Origin of the sequence: Actinoplanes sp. NPDC048967, assembly GCF_040649415.1 — a bacterium.
Classification (GTDB): Bacteria; Actinomycetota; Actinomycetes; order Mycobacteriales; family Micromonosporaceae; genus Actinoplanes.
Genome location: NZ_JBEZFL010000001.1, coordinates 445,746 through 462,226, shown reverse-complemented (window position 1 = coordinate 462,226; position 16,481 = coordinate 445,746). Strand labels below are relative to the sequence as shown.

The window sequence follows — 16,481 nt, the reverse complement described above, 5'->3', positions numbered from 1 at the left end:
AGTGACGACGGCGCAGAACGACGGGCCCACGGTCCGCCGCTTGCAGCTCGGCGCCCGCCTGCGCAATTTGCGGCTGGCCAAGGGGGTCACCCGCGACAAGGCCGGCTACGAGATCCGCGCCTCCGAGTCGAAGATCAGCCGGATGGAGCTCGGCCGCGTCAGCTTCAAGGAGCGCGACGTCGTCGACCTGCTCAAGCTGTACGGCGTCGAGGACGAGGGTGAGCAGCAGCGCCTGCTCACCCTGGCCCGGGAGGCCAACACCCCGGGCTGGTGGCACTCGTACGGCGACGTGCTCAGCACCTGGTTCCAGAACTACCTGGACCTCGAGCAGGCCGCCGAGCTGATCCGCACGTACGAGATCCAGTTCGTGCCCGGTCTGTTGCAGACCGACGCCTACGCCCGGGCGGTCATCATGCTCGGGCACGGCGGCGCGACGCCCGAGGAGATCGACCGCCGGGCCGACCTGCGGATGGCGCGCAAGCAGATGCTGCAACGCCACGAGTCCCCGCGGCTCTGGGCGGTGCTCGACGAGGCGGTGCTGCGCCGCCCGATCGGCGGCAAGGAAGTGCTCCGCGAGCAGATCGAGTCGCTGCTGGCGATGTGCGAGCAGCCCAGCGTCCGGCTCCAGGTGATCCCGTTCGAGTCCGGCGGGCACGCCGCGGCCGGTGGCGCGTTCACCATCCTGCGCTTCCCGTACCCCGACATGCCCGACGTGGTCTACCTCGAGCACCTGACCAGCGGCCTGTACCTGGACAAGCGCGAGGACGTCGACCACTACGCCGCGGCGATGGGCCGGCTGACGATCGAGGCGGAACCCCCGGCGCGGACCCCGGAGCTGCTGCACCGGGCACTGCGCGACCTGGACGCCGCCGAGTAGGGAAGGAAGGCCACCGCGATGGCCGAGCCGACCGCCGCGCTCTCCGTGCCGCTGCCGGAGACGGACCGTCCGCTGCTCACCTACTACGACGACGCGACCGGGGAACGCACCGAGCTCAGCGCGGCCGAGCTGGGGAGCTGGTCGGCCCGGACCGCGGCCCTGCTGCACGACGGCTGCGGCCTGCAAGCCGGCGGCAGCGCGGCCGTGCTGCTGCCGCCGCACTGGCAGACCGCAGTGGTGCTGCTCGGGGCGTGGTCGGCGGGGGTGGCCGTGTCGTTCCGCTCGTGGGCGACCGCGGGGCTGTCCGCGCCGCTTGAGCAGCTCGACGCCGTCTTCGTCTCCCGCCGGCGGCTGGACAGCTGGCTGGAGGAGGTGCCGGCCGCCCGGCACCGCTTCGTACTGGGCCTCGCGCCCGGCCTGCGGCCGCTGACCGAGGTCCCGGCGGACTACCGGGACTTCGCGGCCGAGGTGGTCCGGCACCCGGACGACGCGCCGGCCTACGCGGCCCTGCGCCCCGGCGACGCGGCCAGCCCGGACGGTACGACGTACGCGCAGTGGAACGACATCGCACGCAGCATCGCGGCCTCGTCGCAGCTGCGCCCGGGTGACCGGGTGCTGGTCGAAGCGTCCGACCACGAGCAGCCGGTGCAGTGGCTGCTGGCGCCGCTGGTGGCCGGGGCGTCCATTGTGCTCTGTGCCAACCTGGACCGCGACGCTCTGGATGCCCGGGTCGCCGCCGAGGGCGTCACCCGGGTCCTCTGAGGATCAGCCGGCGTCCGGGTTCGTGGCGACCACGAACAAGCGGTCCGCGGTACGGCGGCCGACCCCGTCCGCGATGTCCACGGTCCGCATGCCGTGCCGCCGCAGCATCGCCGTCAGCTCATTTCTCGACCACGGCCGCATGGTGAAGTCGTAGCTGGACTCCTCCTCGGTCCGCCCGTCCACGAGGAGTTCGTACCGTTCCTCGACGTGCAGCAGCCCCTCCCGCCACCGGCTGCGGCTGGAGAATCTGAGCTCGCGGCGGCCGCCCAGCCGGGCGACGGCCGACCGGCTCGCGCCGTCGGCCCGGAGCCGGGAGGCCTCCTCCTCGCGGACGTCGAGGAAGAGGAGTCCGCCCGGTCGCAGGCTTGCGGTCAGCGACGTGATCGCCGCTTCCCGGTCCGCGTCGGTGACCATGTCGTTGAGCACGCCCCGGCAGGTCACCGCGTCGTACTCGGACGCCAGGGCCAGCGCGCACAGGTCGGACAGGAACGCACGAGAGCCGGGGCAGCGTTCGGCGGCCAGCGCGAGCAGTTCGGCGGAGGCGTCCGTGAGGTCGACCCGGTGGCCCTTGGCGATGAGCGCCTCGGCGTGCCGGCCCGTGCCGCATCCGGCGTCCAGCACCGCGGCCGGCGAGCGGTGGGCCCGGGCCAGCCGTTCGTGGACGGCGTCGACCCAGGGCGCGACCGGATCGGTGATGAGCAGGTCGTAGGCCTCGGCGTGCCGGCTGTAGAAGGGACGCTCGGCACTGACTCGTGCGGACGCTGACGTCACCCGGCCAGCCTAGGGCGGGCCCGCCTGTTCCGCGGTGCTCCACCAGTCCTCGGGCCCCGTGGTGTTGTCCGAGTGCCGCAGCAGGGCCTCGATCTGCGCCGAGCCGGCCGGCCGCGCGAACAGGTAGCCCTGGCCGTACGTGCAGCCCAGCGCGCTGAGCAGCGAATGCTGGTCGATGTTCTCGATGCCCTCGGCCACCGTCTGCAACCGCAGCGCCCGGCCCAGCTGCACCACGGCCTCGGCCAGGGTGGCGTCGTCCGGGTCGGTGGCGATGCCGTCGATGAACGCCTTGTCGATCTTCAGGATGTCGATCGGGAACCGCCGCAGGTACGACAGTGACGAGTAACCGGTGCCGAAGTCGTCGATGGCGATGTGCACGCCCAGGTCCCGCAGCTCGCGCAGGGTGCTGATGGTGGCGTCGGTGTCCCGCATCAGCAGCGACTCGGTGATCTCCAGCACCACCCGGCCCGGATCGATCCCGGAGTCGCGCAGCACCGCGGCCACGTCCGCGACCAGATCCATGTGCTGGAACTGCCGGGCGGAGAGGTTCACGCTGATCCGCAGCTGCTCGGCACCCGGGACGTCCCGGTGCCAGGCGGCCACCTGCCGGCACGACTCGGCCAGCACCCAGTGTCCCAGCGGCACGATCAGCCCGGTCTGCTCGGCCAGGCCGATGAAGGTGTCCGGGCCCAGCAGCCCGCGCTCCGGGTGCTGCCAGCGCACCAGCGCCTCGACACCGATCAGCCGGCCCGACGGCAGGTCGACGATCGGCTGGTAGTGCACCAGGAACTCGTCGTCGGTGAGGGCCTGCTCCAGCCGCAGACGGGCCTCGGCCTCCTGCAGGGCGTCGGCGTACATCGACTCGTCGAAGACCACGTAACGGTCGCGGCCGGCGGTCTTGGCGGCGTACATGGCCAGGTCCGCGTCACGCAGCAGCTCGTGCGTGTCGGCCTCGGTCATGGTGTGGGTGATCTTGGCCGAGGCGATGCCGATGCTGGCCGTGGTGACCAGGTCGCGGTGACCGACCCGGACGGGCAGCCGGACGATCTCCAGCAGGCGTTCCGCCAGCGCGGCCAGCTCCAGGTCGTCGAGCCCCTCGACCAGCACCGCGAACTCGTCCCCGCCCAGCCGCGCCAGCGTGTCGGCGGGCCGGATGCAGCCGCTCATCCGCGCGGCGACGGCCTGGATCAGCTCGTCCCCGGCCGAGTGCCCGAGCGTGTCGTTGACCTTCTTGAAGTCGTCCAGGTCGACCAGCAGCAGCTCCACCCGGCCGCCGCTGCGCAGGTTCCGGGCCACCGCCTGGTTCATCCGGTCACCGAGCAGCGCCCGGTTGGGCAGCCCGGTCAGCGAGTCCTGGAACGCCTGCCGGGTGAGCTCACCCTCCAGCGCCTTCTGCTCGCTCACGTCTCTTATGGTCAGCACGACCGCGTTGATGTGCGGGTCCGAGAGCCGGTTGGTCCCGGTCACCTGCACGTTGATCCACCGGCCGTCGGCGTGCTGGCACCGCGAGTCGATCCGCTCGGTGTGCCCCGGGGCGGCCGCGCGCAGGTCGAGCATCCACGCGGTGATCCGGTCCAGATCGTCCGGATGGGTCATCGCGACCATCGTCTCGTTGGTGAACTGAGCCGCGTCGCGGCCCAGCACCCGGCCCGACGACGAACTGGCGAAGACCACACCGTTGTCCGAGATGGCGAGCACGGCGTCGGAACCGTTCTCCAGCATGGCCTCGGTGCGCCGCTCGGCGACCGCGCGCTGGGTGTCCTGCTGCCGGCGGCTGTGCGCGGTCAGGGCACACAGCCCGGCCACCACGATCAGCACCATCGACAGCGACATCACCAGCACCGGGTTGGGCCGCGGCGTGGTCATGGCCAGGGTGAGATAGCCGGCCTGGGCGAACAGGCCCAGCCCGAGCAGGGTCTGCGGCAGGAACACGGCCGAGGCGGCCACCACGATCACGATGGCGCCGGCCGGGTAGATCGCCAGGCCGTCGTCGTCGAAGTGGTTGAACGCGTACAGGGCGATCAGGGCGGCCGCGTACCAGGCGGTGAGCCAGCCGCGGACCCCCGCGTAGCGCAGGATCCGCGTCCACGGGAGCGCGCTGGCGGCGAGCACCACGGCGACGGCGAGACCCAGCGGGACCAGCCACCACCGGTACTGCGGCGCCCAGGCCACTTCGACGCGTACCGCGCCCATGAGAGTCAGCGCGGCGATGATCCACAAGTCGAGCCGGATCTGCCGTGCACGATATTGCGCCAACGTGGCGTCTGATCCGGCCCAAAGCTGCACGCTCCACTTGTCGGACGCCACGGCCCGGTCCGGAGACAAACCGCCGATTTTGTTTCCCGCCGGACCGGGTTCGAACGGCCCGACACGCTGACAGCGCTGCGGTCCTGCACGGCGGCGCGCGGACGGTGGAGCGGGCCTGACAAGATCGCGTTCGTCGATGCCGCTGATGCGAGGGACGCCCACCATGCCCCGCGACCGCCCGTACGTCCCGCGTGACCAGGCCACGCCCCGGGGGGCGGCCGGTGATCCCCTGCGCGATGCCCTCGACCTGCTGGGCACCCGCCGCACGGCCCGCCACCCCGTCCCGCCGGCCCCTGCCGCCCCGGCAGCCCCTCCAGTCCGGACGGCTCCGTCGCCGGACGGCAAGCCTGTCGCGGTGTCTCCTGCGGAGAGGCAGCCGCCGCGGCGGCGCGAACATCGGCCGGACTCCCGAGCCGGCCGGCCCCCGCGGCGTCCCAGTACCCCCCTTCAGCCCCGGCAGCCACGGACCCCGCTGCGGCTGGCCGGCAGCCGGCGCCGGATCCGGCTGGCCACCGTGTTCGCCCTGGCGCTGTTCACCGCCATCGGCGTGCGGCTGGTCGTGCTCCAGGTCGGCCAGTCACCCGAGGCGCTCGGGCTGCTCCTCGCGCAGCAGCGCAGCCGGCTCGTGGAGATCGAGCTGCCCGCCGCCCGCGGCAGCATCGTGGACCGGACCGGCGCCGTGCTGGCCCGCAGCGTCGAGTCCCGCTACGTGTACGCCGACCCCGAGCTGATCGACAATCCCCGGGTCGCCGCCGACCGGCTGTCCCCGCTGCTCGGCGTCGCCCGCTCCCGGCTCGCGCGGTTGATGGCCAGGGAGAAGCGACCGGACGGCACCAGCTCCCGGTTCGCGTACCTGGCTCGTGGCGTCGGGATCCCGGCCGCGCGCGCCGTCGCCGGGCTGGGGCTCGCCGGCATCGGGATCGGGCGCGACGAGCGCCGGGACGTGCCGGACGGAGATCTGGCGGCCAACCTCATCGGTTTCACCGGCGAGGACCGCACCGGGCTCGAAGGCCTGGAGGCCCGCTACGACGAGGCGCTGCGCGGGCAGGACGGCCGGCTGATCTACGAGCGCGGCAATCCGGGGGTCGACGACGGGCGGCTGGCCAAGGAGATCCCCAGCGGCTACCACCGGCTGACCCGGGCCCGCCCGGGCGCCACGCTGCACCTCACCATCGACCGGGACCTGCAGTTCCAGAGCCAGCGGGCGCTGTGCCCGGCCCTGGCCGAGGCGGATGCGACCTTCGGCGCCGCGGTGGTCCTGGACGTGCGTACCGGCGAGGTGCTGGCCCAGGCCAGCTGCCCGGGGTTCGATCCGGCGAAGCCGCTGCTGTCCGAGCCCGCCGAGCGGGCCGACGTCGCGAGCAGCGTCGCGGCCGAGCCGGGCTCCACCCACAAGGCCTTCGTCGTGGCCGCCGCCCTGCAGGAGGGCCTGATCACCGCGAAGACGACCGTGCCGGCGAGCGGGCCGCTGGTCCGCGGCGGTACGCCGTTCGCCGACGAGCACCCGCAGCCGGCCGGCACCCGGCTCACCATCCCGCAGGTGCTGGCGTTCTCGTCGAACGTCGGCACCATCGCGGTCGCCGACCGGCTCGGCCCGCAACGGATCTTCGAGTACCAGCAGCGGTTCGGGCTGGGCAGCGTCACCCGCGAAGGCATGCCGGGCGAGAGCGCCGGCCGGTTGCTGCCGCCGCGGCAGTGGAGCCCGTCGGCCTCGGGTTCGGTGCCGATCGGTACGAGCGTGGACGCGACGCTGCTCCAGATGGCCGCCGGGTACGGGGCCATCGCCAACGACGGCACGTACATCGCGCCGCGACTGGTGCACTCGACCGTCGACGCCGGCGGCACGGTGACGCTCGCCTCACCGCCGGAGACCCGGCGGGTGCTCAGCCCCGGGGTCGCCGCCGAGGTACGGCGCATGCTGGAGGCCGTGGTCGTGCTGCCCGGCGCCACCGGGCGTCGGGCGGCCGTCCCCGGCTACCGGGTCGCGGGCAAGACCGGCACCGTGGATCGCCTCGTCGACGGGCAGTACACCAGCGCGAACGCGGTCTCCTTCATCGGCATGGCCCCGGCCGAGGCACCCCGTTACGTCGTCGCCGTCTCCGCCGCGGTGCCCGAGGGCGCCGGAGGTGATGTGGCGGCACCGATCTTCAGCGACATCATGGGACTGACCCTGAGCCGCTACCGGGTACCGCCGTCCACGACCCGCCCTCCGGCGTACGAGTGAACCCGCAGGGTAGGTTGTGGCTGGCGGGACAGGACGGGCCCGGCGGGACGGTGAAGGGCAGGGAGGACCGATGACGACGGAGCGGTCCCGATCCACCGGACGCCCGACCCTCGACCAGGTCGCGGAACGGGCCGGCGTCGGGCGCGGCACGGTGTCCCGGGTGGTCAACGGCTCGGCGCAGGTCAGCCCGGGTGCCAAGGCCGCGGTCGAGGACGCGATCGCCGAGCTGGGGTACGTGCCCAATCGCGCCGCCCGCACCCTGGTGACCCAGCGGACCGACTCGATCGCCCTGGTCATCTTCGAGTCCGGGGAACGCTTCTTCGCCGAGCCGTTCTTCGGCCGCATCGTCCAGGCCATCGCGTCCGTGCTGGTGGAGCGCAACCTCCAGATGGTCCTGATGATCTCCCAGTCCCCGCAGGAGCGGGAACGGCTGGAGGGCTACCTGACCCGCCAGCACGTCGACGGCGCACTGCTGCTGTCGCTGCACGGCACCGACAACCTGATGGACAAGCTGGAGCAGCGCGGCGTGGCCACGGTCCGGGCCGGGCGGCCGGCCGAGGGGGAGTCGGGCTGTTACGTGGACGCCGACAACCGGGGAGGTGCCCGCGAAGCGGTGGAATATCTGCGCCGGTCGGGCCGCCGGCGGATCGCCACGATCACCGGCACCATGGACATGGCCCCGGGCCAGGCCCGCCTCGACGGCTACCGCGACGTGGTCGGCGAGGGGATCGTCGCGCACGGCGACTTCAGCGAGGAGGGCGGCGCCGCCGCGATGCGGCAGCTGCTGGCCCGGCATCCGGACATCGACGCCGTCTTCGCCGCCTCGGACATGATGGCCGCGGGCGCGCTGCGCACGATGCGCGAGCAGGGGCTGTCGGCCCCGGGCGACATCGCGGTGATCGGCTTCGACGACTCGGTGATCGCCGGGCACACCGATCCGCCGCTGACCAGCGTGCACCAGCCGATCGAGGAGATGGGCCGGCAGATGGTCCGGCTGCTGCTCGCCAAGATCGACGGCGAGGACCCCGGGCCGGGCGGCCCGGTGCTGAGCACCCGCCTGGTCCTCCGCGGCTCAGCCTGACCCCCGCTCGCCCGCTTCGGCTCGCCCGCTTCGGCTCGCCCGCTTCGGCTCGCCCGCTTCGGCTCGCCCGGCTGCTCAGCGGAGGCCCGGCTGCTCAGCGGCAGCCCGGCTGCTCAGCTGGAGCGCAGCGCCTCGTCGAGATCGGCCAGGCGGGCCCGGAGGATCTTGGCCGAGGCGCCGTCCACGCTGCCCTCGGCGATCCGGTCGTTGAGCTTGCGCCGCAGCTCGGCCACCTGGTCGTCGGCCCGGCGGCCGTCCCCGCGGTCCAGCGGCCGGAGCAGGTTGAGCAGGTCGACCGCGATGTCCGGCCGGATCTGCCCGTCGGCCCGCGCGTCCTCCACCGCGGTGCGGAACCGGGCCTGCGCGACGTCGGCGTCGAGCGGCGGGGCCGCGGTGGTGACCGCTGCTCGCGGCGTTGCCTTCGTGGCCGGCTGAGCCGAGGGCCGCGGGGCCGCTGATGGCGCCGGGGGCCTCAGGCTCGCCGGTGGCGGGCTCGCCGCAGGTGAGCGTCCGGCCTCCACGGTCGACCGCGAGGTGCCCATCGCCGCGAAGAGGGCCAGCGCCGAGACGACCAGCGCGACCAGCGACGACCAGAGCACCAGCCGGCGGCGCCCGGATCCCGGGCGTCCACCACCACCCGGCTCGGCGCGGTGTCCGGTCACGGTGGCCACGGGTACGAGCTGTTCCGGCTCCTCCGGCTCCGCCAGCTCGGCGAGTCCTTTCCCGACCTCCGCGGCGCTCGGCCGGCGGTCGGGCTCGTCGACCAGGCAGCGGGTCACCAGCTCGCGGAACGCCGGCGGCAGCTCGGACGGCAGCGCCGCCGCGCCCTGCGCGCGGGCCCGCGCGAGCTCTTCCCACGTGTCCACCGGGTACGGCGGCTGACCCGTCACCATCTCGAACAGCAGCACGCCCAGCCCGTACACGTCGGTCGCCGGTTCCGCGGGTTTGCCGTCGAGCCGTTCCGGTGCCACGTACGCCGGGGTGCCGAACGTCGCCCCGGTCTCGTCGTCGTCGGGTTCGCCGGTGACCGCGCTGATGCCGAAGTCGAGGATCTTGACGCCGGTCGGGGTCAGCATCACGTTGCCCGGCTTGACGTCGCGGTGCACCACGCCGCTCGCGTGAGCCGCCGTCAGGGCGTCGGCCACCGCGGCTCCGACCCCGGCCGCCTCCCGCCAGGGCAGCGGCGCGCAAGCCAGCCGGGCCGCCAGGGTCTCGCCGGCCAGCAGCTCCATCACCACGAACGGCGCCACCGAGCCTTCCGGGCGGACCGCCTCGTCGTAGTCGTGCACCGCGGCGATGTTGGGGTGCGACAGCCGGGCGCCCATCCGGGCTTCCTTCCAGGCGAGCTGGAGCACGTTGCTGCGGGCCCGGTCGAGTCCGGTGGGCAGCTTCAGCGCGACCGGGCGGGCCAGCAGCTCGTCCTGGGCGTGCCAGATCTCGGCCATCCCGCCGGTCTCCAGTCGCGACACCAGGCGGTAGCGGAACGCCAGGAGGGTGCCCGCCGCCGGCCAGTCGTCGCTCATCTCGGAACACTCGCCCAGCGCACGCGACGTGTCAACTCGTAACCAGCGACGGCGGCGCCGGATGTCGTTCACCACCGGGTGGCCCTCGCCGGGGCAGTAGCGGTTCGGTCACGGATCGGTGATGCTGTGGGCGTGCAAGCCATCAGCGTGACCACGTCGGACGTGGACGAGGCCCGGGCGGTGCTCGGGGACCACTTCTACTCCAACACCGTCGACGTGCTCTCCCCGGGCACCTGGAAGGCCGGCTTCGACATCGCGCACAGTGGCCTGGTGACCTTCGGTGACCTGCACTTCGGCATCGACGTGCGGATGTCGTTCGGCGAGCTGGGTGCGTACCACGTGGACGTACCCCTCAGCGGTGAGCTGGCGTGGCGCCAGGGTGGCGGTGCCCCGCTCGTCGCCACCACCGCCAGCGCCGCGGTCTTCCAGCCGGTCGGCGACACCGTTCTCGAGCGGTGGAGCGGCGACTGCCGGCTGCTGGCCGTGAAGATCGACCGGGTGGCGCTGGAGGAGGAGTTGAGCCGGATGATCGACGGGCCGGTCCGCAGCCCGGTGCGGCTGGGCCGGGAGCTCGACATCTCCGGCGGGCTCGGCGCCGCCTGGGCCCGGCTGGCCCGGATGCTGGCGGTCGACGCGACCGAGCAGCACGGGCTGGTCCGGCATCCGCTGCTGGGCCGGCAGCTGCGCGAGAGCCTGATCGGCGGGCTGTTGCTGGCCGCGTCGCACAACTACCGCGACGCTCTGGAGAACCGGCGTCCCGGGATGGCCGCCCCGCGCGCGGTGCGCCGGGCCGCCGAGGCGATGCGGGCCGAGCCCGGCCGGTCCTTCACCGTCGCCGACCTGGCCCGGATCGCCTCGGTCAGCCCACGCTCCCTGCAGGACGGTTTCCAGCGGTACCTCAACACGTCACCGATGGCCTATCTGCGGGAGATCCGGCTCTCGCTGGTGCACGACGAGCTGCGGCGCAGTGCGCCCTGCGACAGCACGGTCACCGAGATCGCGTACCGGTGCGGTTTTGTGCACCTGGGTCGCTTCGCCGCCCTCTACCGAAGCCGCTACGGCGTCTCCCCATCGGAAACCTTGCGCGGCTGAGCTTCGCTCAGGCCAGCAGCTCGCCCAGGGCGGCGGCGAAGACCTCATGGTGGCGGGCCACGTCGCCGGTCGCGGTCTGCGGGCACATCAGGGCCATGTTGTGGAACGGGGTCAGCAGCACCCCCCGGTTCATCAGGTACGTGTGCAGGAAGTCCTCCAGCTCGGGGTCGGCACCCGCAGCCGACTCCGTGCCGGTGCGCGGGGCCGGGGCGGTGAAGCGGTACTCCACCCGCGCCCCCACCTGGGCCACCGACCACGGCAGGGCGTACTCGGCGATGATCTTCCGGACGCCGTCGGCGAAGCCGGTCGCCACCTCGATCATCGTGGCGAAGGCGGCGTCGGTGAGCACCTCTTCCAGCGTCGCCCGGGTCGCCGCCATCGACACCGGGTTGCCGGCCAAGGTGCCACCGACCCCGCCCATGTCGACCAGGTCGAGGTCGGTGCGCCCGGTCAGCCGCGCGGCGAGGTCGGCGCTCAGCCCGTACGCGCCGACCGGGACGCCGCCGCCGATGGCCTTGCCGATGATGACCACGTCGGGATCAAGGGCCCAGGCGGCGGTCGCGCCGCCGGGCCCGGCCGAGAAGGTGTGGGTCTCGTCGTTGATCAGGTACGTGCCGTGCTCGCGGGTCAGCGCCCGCACCCCGGCCAGGTAACCGGGCTCGGGCAGCACGATGCCGATGTTGGTCAGCGCGGGTTCCATCAGCACCGCCGCGACGTCGCCGTGGGCCAGCTCCCGGGCCAGCCCGTCCAGGTCGTTGAACTCGGCGACCCGGCTGGTCAGGGTCACGTCACCGGGCGCGCCGACGTTGCCCTCGCGGCTGCGGGGCCGCCCGTCCGGCCCGACCACGATCAGCGACTCGTCGACCGAGCCGTGGTAGCAGTAGCTGTTGACGAGGATGCGCGAGCGGCCGGTGACGGCGCGCAGCAGCCGGATGGCCCAGCGGTTCGCGTCGGTCGCGGTGAGGGCGAAACTCCACGCCGGTACGCCGAAGCGCCGGCTCAGCTCCGCGCCGACCAGGGCCGCGTCCTCGGTGGGCACCATGGTGGCGGCGCCGCCCAGGTCGGCCAGGCGGCGGGTGACCGCGGCGACGACCGGGGCGGGGGAGTGCCCGGCCATCGCCGCGGTGTCACCGAGGCAGAAATCCACGTACTCGTGGCCGTCGATGTCGATGAGCCGGGCCCCGCGGGCCCGGTCGAGGTAGACCGGGTAGCCGGCCGCGCTCTTGTTCATCCAGGTCATCGGGACCCGGCCGAAGAGGTGGTCGGCGCGGGCGTAGGCCGCCGCCGAGCGTGGGTGCCGGTCGGCGAAGGCGGTCCGCTCACGCTCGGTCAGCGCGTGCAGGCGGGCACGGTCGATGGAATCCGTCGGCATGGCGCGACGCTACCAACGATCCGCGCGGGCAACGACCCTCCGGACGACCGATTCCGCTCAGAACAGGGCGAGCTGCCCCGGTGTGGGGTCGCGGCGGCTGGTCAGCCCGCCGCGCAGCCGCCAGGGCTGGAGCTCCGGCATCGGCTCGGTGACCACCGCGGGCGGGCTCCCGCCGGTCAGCGCCCACAGCGAGGGCCCGAAGTTGATGCCGCGTCCGGACAGGACGGACCGCATGGCGCTCAGGCGCAGCGGCAGCCGGGCCGCCCGCAGCTCCGGCATCGGCAGGTCGGCCCGCATCCGCATGAGCCGGCGGTTGCGCTCGACGATCTCCCGGGTCTCCGGACGGCCCAGCTCGTCGGTGCACTGGGCGCCCACGACGTCGCGCACCGACTGCGCGTCGCCCGCGTCGATGGCCGCCCAGGCGGCGTCGACGGTGTCGAAGGCGGCCAGCAGCCGGGCCGCGGTCGCCGAGCCGAAGCGGCGGACCCCGTGCAGGTTGTCCGAGGGATCGCCGCGCAGGGCGGCGTAATCGCGATACTGCGCCGCGCGTACGCCGCACAGCGCCAGCAGGCCCTCGGGGTCGACCAGGACGGCCTCGTCGAAGCCGCCGTTGCGGACCCGCAGCACCGACGTGGTGTCGTCGATCAGCGCGAACGCGTCCCGGTCGCTGGTCATCAGCACCGAGCGCCAGCCGTGTCGCCGGGCGTGCGCCGCCGAGCTGGCCAGCACGTCGTCCGCCTCGTAGGCCGGCGGCACGACCGTGCACACACCGGCCGCGGCCAGCAGCTCAGGGGCACCGGCGATCTGCTCGCTCAGATCAGCCGGTTTGTCCGGCCGGTGGGCTTTGTAGGCCGGATACTCGGTGCGCCGTGCGGAGTCCCGCGGGCAGTCGAAGCCCACCACCACTGCGTCGGGACGCAGGTGCGCGGCGGCGCGGGCCAGGTAGCCGACCAGCCCGCGCAGCGCCCACACCGGCCGGCCGGCCTGGTCCAGCAGCCCTTCCATCGCCGCGGCGTGGTAGGCGCGGTGCAACAGACTGTTGCCGTCGAGGACGAGCAGCAGGGGGGCCGGGGGCGACACCCGGACAGCCTATGCCGGACCGTACCGGGCGACGAGTTCCGCACCCAGCCGGGCGAGCTCGGCCCGGACCGCCTCCGGTTCGAGCACCTCGACCGCCGCGCCCCAACCGGCGAGTTGCTCCGCGATGGACAGCGCCATCGGGGCGGCGACGCGGACCCGGACCCGCCCGTCGGCGAGGGTTTCCAGCGGCTCGCAGTGCCGGCCGAAGTGGTCCCGCAGCACCGGCAGCACCCGCTCGGCGATCAGGACCGTGGCGGAGAGCAGGGACCGGCGCTGCTCGACCGCGCCGACCACCCGTTCCCACTCGCGGGAGAGGTCGAAGCCGGCCGGCCGCTCGGCGACCTGGTCGGTCACCTCGGCGCCGGTGATCCGGTCGACCCGGAAGGTCCGCTGCCCCTTCGCGGTGCCGGCCACCAGATACCAGACCTCGTCCTTGTCGACGAGGCCGAGCGGGTCGACCAGCCGCTGCGACTCGGCGCCGCCGCGGCTCGCGTACCGGAAAGCGACCTTGCGCCGGCGCACCACCGCGTCCTGGAGCAGGTCGACCAGCTCGGGACGGCCCCGGTCGCGCTCGCCCCAACGGGCCGCGTCGACCACCACCACATCGGCGGCGGCCTCGGCGTCGGCCCGGAACGTGTCCGGCAGCGCCCGGACGAGCTTGCGCAGCGCCGAGCGGATCGGCGGCGCCACGGCGGCGGCCGGCCCGGCCAGCAGGAACAAGGCCCGGGCCTCGGCCGAGGTGAGCCCGCTCAGGTCGGTGCGGGCGCCACCCACCAGCGACCAGCCGCCACCCCGCCCGGGCTGCGGATACACCGGGACGCCGGCCGTGGACAGGGCCTCCAGGTCACGGCGGGCGGTGGCCACCGACACCTCCAGCTCAGCGGCCAGCTCGGCCGCGGTCACCCGGCCCCGGGCCTGGAGCACCAACAGGGTCGCCACCAACCGGTCCGCTCGCATGTCGTGATCCTGTCAGGGAAAGTGCTCACTTGGTGAGCACTTATACCCCGCATGATGAGGGCGTTCAACTGACGCAGGGGAGAACACGATGTTCCGAGGATTCGCCACCATCAGCTTCTACGCCGACGACGTCAGCGCCGCGGCGGACTGGTACGCCGAACTGTTCGGCGCGAAGCCGTACTACGCCTTCCCGCCCGCGCCGGCGGCTCCCGCGTACATCGAGTTCCGCATCGGCGACGACGAGGACGAGCTCGGCCTGATCGACCGCCGGTACGCCCCGCCCGCGGCAGCGACCACCCCCGGCGGCGCGGTGATGCACTGGCACGTCGACGACCTCGAGGCCACCGTGGCGCGGCTGCTCGAGCTGGGCGCGACGGAGTACCAGCCGATCACCCACCACGGGGCGGGGGAGGGCTTCGCCACGGCCTCGGTGGTGGATCCGTTCGGCAACGTGCTCGGGGTCATGAACAACCCCCACTACCGGGAGATGCTGGCGGCGCGGAAGGGTGCGGTCTGAGTCACGGTGGCAAGCCCTCAGCTCCGGCGGTGGCCGTCCGATTGTCGGGGCCCACCGCCGATTCCGGGCCGGTCGTGGGGCCCGCCGATCGGCTGGGCCTTCCCGCCGGAGCAGAGGAGCCGCTATGCATCGCACCTGGGTCAGCGCCGGAGGCGCCCGATGACCGCCGCCGCCGACGTGCTGGCCGCGGTGGCCGGCCTCGGCGTGCCGTGGTGGGGCTGGACCGCGCTGGTCGTCATGATCTTCTGGGGGTTGCTGGCTCCCGGTGACCAGGGGCAGGACGAGGACGGCCCGACACCGGAGGAGCAAATCGCCCTCGCCCGCCGGCGATGATCAGGCAGGGCGCTCCGGCTCACTGCTGACGGAGTCGCCGTGCCCGGTGATGATCAGCCCTGGCGGGAGCCTCGTGGCGATGAGGATCTCTGAGGTGACGGTGGTGGATGACCGGCGCGCACGTTCGGCAGCGGATCCGGATGCCGTGGCGGCGGCCGGCGAGGCATCATGACGTCATGTCGACCGAGCATCGCGGGGCCGAGGGTGAGCACGGGCCTGCTGGTGGTGGCCCGCCGGACCGATGGATCGTCTGGCGGCAGGACGACAACGGCAACCGGTTCGAGGTCGCGCGCAAGAACTCGCGCGTGGACGCCGATCAACTCGCGGCGGTGATGGAGGCGCGGGGCCACAAGCAGTTGTACTGGGTCGCCAGAGCGCCTGGTCAACGCATGCCTGAGAGCTGACGGGGGACTTTGTTGTCGACCGGGCGGGACGGCATTATCGTCGGCCGTCGTTTCCGCCGTCGTGTCTGGAGTTGTGATGAGCCTGAGTGCTGATGACCGCCTGGAGATCCACGAGACGATCGCCCTGCACGGTCATCTGAGTGACGCCGGAGCCTATGAACGGTTCGACGAGGTGTTCACGCCGGATCTCGTGGTCGACGCCAGTGATCTCGGCCGCGCCCCGCTGCCGGCGCCCGACCCGTCGCGGCCGCGGCTCGACATGTACGTCGCGGCCTCGCACCGCCTGGGGGCTGCCGGCCCACTTGCTCACCATGTCACCAACACTGTGGTCCGTGAGGACGGCGACGGCGCCCGCGCCTGGTCGAAGGGCTTCGCCGTGAACCAGGACGGTTCGGTGGCCAGCTTCACCTACGAGGATGAGCTTGTGCGTACGGGACCGGGCTGGCGCATCAGGCACCGCACGGTCTCAGCTCGTCGTGCGGCCGGGATCGGAGTCGAACCGCTCGTTCTGCCCGCCTGAGAACCCGAGCGGCGCCCAGGGATCACTGTGCGGGTGACACGGCGAACGCCGCCACCGAACCCGGGGCACACGCCTCGTGGGGCGCGCGGACAAACGTCGTACTCCTGTCCTCCGGCGCCGCGACCTGGTAGCCGGGCACCCGTACCGTTGTCCTGCACGTCTTGGCGGCCGGTCGGACCGCGGCCCGGACGCGGTCGCCCGGCGCGAGCAGCATGGTCGGCGCCGCCGCGCCGGCGGGGGTGAACGCGCCGGCCGCGGTCTTGACGCCGGGGTGTCCCCGCAGCGAGCAGGCGTGTCCGGTGATGTTCTCGAAGATCAGGGAACCGGCATCGCCGGTGATGCGGAGCTCGCCGGTGCGGCACCGCGAGGGCGGCTCGCCCGTGGCGGGATCGACGCGGTCCGCGCCCGAGTCGGGCTGCACCAGCGTGTACGCCGTGGCGGAGACCGCCGCCAGGTCCAGCACCCCGGCGCTGCCCGCCGCGAAGGTGCCGGCCGTGGCCCCGGAGGGCGCCGCCGCGAGCGTGAGCCCCAGCGCGCCGGCCGCCAGCAGTGTTACCCGCCCGATGTTGCGCATGTGTTGCTCCCCCGAGGTCGTGCCGCTGTGTCCTGGTAGACGTTAGGGGGACCGGTGATGACCTTGCTCCCCCTTCCGTGCCACATG

16 protein-coding genes are annotated in these 16,481 nt (G+C 73.3%); 9 read left to right on the top strand and 7 right to left on the bottom strand.

Going from position 1 to position 16,481, the window contains the following annotated elements:
• Nucleotide 1: 1 nt before the first annotated feature.
• Nucleotides 2–877, top strand: a complete 876-nt coding sequence (locus tag AB0C12_RS02200; protein WP_360543219.1) for a helix-turn-helix transcriptional regulator — start codon at nucleotides 2–4, stop codon at nucleotides 875–877.
• A gap of 18 nt (nucleotides 878–895) precedes the next feature.
• Entirely contained in the window at nucleotides 896–1,639 is a 744-nt protein-coding gene (locus AB0C12_RS02195; protein WP_360543217.1) for a TIGR03089 family protein, read from the top strand.
• Between the two features lie 3 nt (nucleotides 1,640–1,642).
• Here AB0C12_RS02195 and AB0C12_RS02190 read toward each other — a convergent pair whose 3' ends face one another.
• Nucleotides 1,643–2,410 (bottom strand): class I SAM-dependent methyltransferase, encoded by a 768-nt coding sequence (locus AB0C12_RS02190; RefSeq protein WP_360543215.1) that lies wholly within the window; start codon nucleotides 2,408–2,410, stop codon nucleotides 1,643–1,645.
• A gap of 9 nt (nucleotides 2,411–2,419) precedes the next feature.
• Nucleotides 2,420–4,735 (bottom strand): EAL domain-containing protein, encoded by a 2,316-nt coding sequence (locus AB0C12_RS02185; RefSeq protein ID WP_360543213.1) that lies wholly within the window; start codon nucleotides 4,733–4,735, stop codon nucleotides 2,420–2,422.
• A gap of 496 nt (nucleotides 4,736–5,231) precedes the next feature.
• On the opposite strand from AB0C12_RS02185, the gene AB0C12_RS02180 reads away from it, so the two are divergent.
• Both AB0C12_RS02180 and AB0C12_RS02175 read left to right on the top strand, forming a co-directional pair.
• Nucleotides 5,232–6,941 (top strand): penicillin-binding protein 2, encoded by a 1,710-nt coding sequence (locus tag AB0C12_RS02180; RefSeq protein ID WP_360543211.1) that lies wholly within the window; start codon nucleotides 5,232–5,234, stop codon nucleotides 6,939–6,941.
• Between the two features lie 70 nt (nucleotides 6,942–7,011).
• Complete coding sequence (locus tag AB0C12_RS02175) at nucleotides 7,012–8,022, top strand: LacI family DNA-binding transcriptional regulator (protein ID WP_360543209.1); 1,011 nt, start codon at nucleotides 7,012–7,014, stop codon at nucleotides 8,020–8,022.
• A 113-nt stretch (nucleotides 8,023–8,135) separates the two neighbouring features.
• Here AB0C12_RS02175 and AB0C12_RS02170 read toward each other — a convergent pair whose 3' ends face one another.
• Complete coding sequence (locus tag AB0C12_RS02170) at nucleotides 8,136–9,545, bottom strand: serine/threonine-protein kinase (protein WP_360543207.1); 1,410 nt, start codon at nucleotides 9,543–9,545, stop codon at nucleotides 8,136–8,138.
• A gap of 132 nt (nucleotides 9,546–9,677) precedes the next feature.
• Here AB0C12_RS02170 and AB0C12_RS02165 point away from each other — a divergent pair, with 132 nt between their 5' ends.
• Nucleotides 9,678–10,637, top strand: coding sequence for an AraC family transcriptional regulator (locus tag AB0C12_RS02165; RefSeq protein ID WP_360543205.1), 960 nt, complete (start codon nucleotides 9,678–9,680; stop codon nucleotides 10,635–10,637).
• 7 nt (nucleotides 10,638–10,644) lie between these two features.
• Here the strand turns inward: AB0C12_RS02165 and AB0C12_RS02160 are convergent, their stop codons facing one another.
• From AB0C12_RS02160 to AB0C12_RS02150, 3 genes are read right to left on the bottom strand one after another with little or no spacing between them, the layout of a single operon-like run.
• Nucleotides 10,645–12,009: a transaminase gene (locus tag AB0C12_RS02160; RefSeq protein WP_360543203.1), complete on the bottom strand. Its 1,365-nt coding sequence runs from the start codon at nucleotides 12,007–12,009 to the stop codon at nucleotides 10,645–10,647.
• Between the two features lie 57 nt (nucleotides 12,010–12,066).
• The gene (locus AB0C12_RS02155) at nucleotides 12,067–13,089 is read right to left on the bottom strand and encodes a 5'-3' exonuclease H3TH domain-containing protein (protein ID WP_360543201.1); all 1,023 of its coding nucleotides are present in this window, start codon (nucleotides 13,087–13,089) and stop codon (nucleotides 12,067–12,069) included.
• Between the two features lie 9 nt (nucleotides 13,090–13,098).
• Complete coding sequence (locus AB0C12_RS02150; RefSeq protein WP_360543199.1) at nucleotides 13,099–14,046, bottom strand: WYL domain-containing protein; 948 nt, start codon at nucleotides 14,044–14,046, stop codon at nucleotides 13,099–13,101.
• A gap of 88 nt (nucleotides 14,047–14,134) precedes the next feature.
• Here AB0C12_RS02150 and AB0C12_RS02145 point away from each other — a divergent pair, with 88 nt between their 5' ends.
• The 4 genes from AB0C12_RS02145 to AB0C12_RS02130 all read left to right on the top strand — a co-directional run bounded on the left by AB0C12_RS02145 (nucleotide 14,135) and on the right by AB0C12_RS02130 (nucleotide 15,820).
• Nucleotides 14,135–14,563, top strand: a complete 429-nt coding sequence (locus AB0C12_RS02145; RefSeq protein ID WP_360543197.1) for a VOC family protein — start codon at nucleotides 14,135–14,137, stop codon at nucleotides 14,561–14,563.
• 159 nt (nucleotides 14,564–14,722) lie between these two features.
• Nucleotides 14,723–14,896, top strand: coding sequence for a hypothetical protein (locus AB0C12_RS02140; protein WP_360543195.1), 174 nt, complete (start codon nucleotides 14,723–14,725; stop codon nucleotides 14,894–14,896).
• A 176-nt stretch (nucleotides 14,897–15,072) separates the two neighbouring features.
• Nucleotides 15,073–15,300, top strand: a complete 228-nt coding sequence (locus tag AB0C12_RS02135) for a hypothetical protein (RefSeq protein WP_360543193.1) — start codon at nucleotides 15,073–15,075, stop codon at nucleotides 15,298–15,300.
• A 76-nt stretch (nucleotides 15,301–15,376) separates the two neighbouring features.
• Nucleotides 15,377–15,820, top strand: coding sequence for a nuclear transport factor 2 family protein (locus tag AB0C12_RS02130; RefSeq protein ID WP_360543191.1), 444 nt, complete (start codon nucleotides 15,377–15,379; stop codon nucleotides 15,818–15,820).
• 22 nt (nucleotides 15,821–15,842) lie between these two features.
• Here AB0C12_RS02130 and AB0C12_RS02125 read toward each other — a convergent pair whose 3' ends face one another.
• Entirely contained in the window at nucleotides 15,843–16,394 is a 552-nt protein-coding gene (locus tag AB0C12_RS02125) for a DUF4232 domain-containing protein (RefSeq protein WP_360543189.1), read from the bottom strand.
• Nucleotides 16,395–16,481: the final 87 nt, after the last annotated feature.